The sequence below is a fragment of the Streptomyces sp. NPDC033229 genome (genome assembly GCF_055576875.1).
Map to the genome: position 1 here is coordinate 1 of NZ_JBVIQR010000203.1, position 1,431 is coordinate 1,431.

1 protein-coding gene and 1 pseudogene are annotated in these 1,431 nt (G+C 66.9%); both read left to right on the forward strand.

What is annotated here, in order from left to right; all coding sequences use genetic code 11:
* Nucleotides 1-121 precede the first annotated feature (121 nt).
* Nucleotides 122-430 (forward strand): annotated as a pseudogene (locus ACZ53N_RS37390) (transposase); the annotation flags it as partial.
* A 29-nt stretch (nt 431-459) separates the two neighbouring features.
* Nucleotides 460-1,365 carry an IS3 family transposase gene (locus ACZ53N_RS37395; RefSeq protein WP_469145141.1) on the forward strand — a complete coding sequence of 302 codons (906 nt, stop codon included), beginning with the start codon at nt 460-462 and terminating at the stop codon, nt 1,363-1,365.
* Nucleotides 1,366-1,431 lie beyond the last annotated feature (66 nt).

Here is a 1,431-nt window from a genome sequence, read left to right on the forward strand (position 1 = left end):
CTGCCGCCCGCCAGCTTGCGAGCGCGGCGCACCAGGTCAGCGCCGAAGACGTACTCAGCGGCAGCTGGGCCGAGGGCGTCGTACGTGGTCATGACGAGCGTGGGGGTCCAGGCAACAGAAGTACGACGCGGAGTTCCGTGAGGGCGCTGTACGCATCGTGATCGAGACGGGCAAACCGATCCCGGAGGTCGCCGAGGATCTCGGAGTGCATCCGGGGACGCTGCACAGCTGGGTCTCACGCTGGAGGAGGAACGGTTCAGCCTCCTCCGACCGGCCCGCGCCCACCGCCTCGGGCGGCTGGCTGCGGGAGGGTGAACGCGCTGAGCTGGAACGGCTGCGCCGGGAGATGAGCGAGAAGAACAAGCGCATCCGCGAGCTGGAGATGGAACGTGATGTCTTCAAACGCTGTATGGCCTTGTGGGTGAAGTAGCTGCTGCGGACCCGGCCCGGCTTGGCGGAGTGATCAGTGACTGCAAGGCCGAGCAGAACATTCCGCACACCGTGTCCTGTCACGTCCTGGGCGTGAGCGAGTGGTGGTTCTACAAGTGGAAGGACAAGCCTGTTACCGCCCGCGAGGTGCGGCGCGGACAGCTGGCCGACGCCATCCGGCGGGTCTTCGACGCCTCGGGCGGCACCTATGGCTCCCCGAAGATCTGGATCACGCTTGTCCGGGAGGGATGGCGCGTCTCGGTGAACACCGTCGCCAAGACCATGGCCGAGCTCGGCCTGGCCGGACGGAAGACACAGCGACGCCGCGGGCTCACCCGCCCGGGCAGGCGGTGGGCTGCTGCCCCGGATTTCGTGCGCCGCGACTTCAGCGCGGATGCTCCGGACCAGGTCTGGGCTGGGTACATGACCGAGACCGTCACGAGCGAGGGCAAACTCTACCTGGCCACGGTGATTGACCTGTTCTCGCGCCGCCTGCTCGGCTATGCAATGGGCGAGCGCCACGACGCCGATCTCGTCGTGGCCTCCCTGCACATGGCTGCGGCCACCCGCGGCGGCGACGTCAAGCGCGTGATCTTTCACTCGGACCGCGGCAGCGAGTACGTCTCCCGCCGGTTCAAGCGGGCCTGCCGCCGCCTCGGCGTGACCCAGTCCATGGGCCGGGTCGGCTCGTGCTCCGACAACGCCGTCAGCGAGGCGTTCAACAGCGTCCTCAAGGTCGAATACGTCCACCGGCACACCTTCGCCACCCGCGCCGAGGCCCGGCTGAAGATCGCCACGTGGATCACCGGCTTCTACAACACCCATCGGCTACACAGCGTGTGCGGGTACCACAGCCCGATCGACTATGAACACGACCACCGAGCCAACTCCACCCTGGAGCTGGCCGCTTACGAGCTGGTGCGTGATAGCGGATGAGGCGTGTTTGACCTGCTCATTGCCTGTCCTCAGGCGGTGGTGTAGCGGTCAGATACGAGGTTGGCG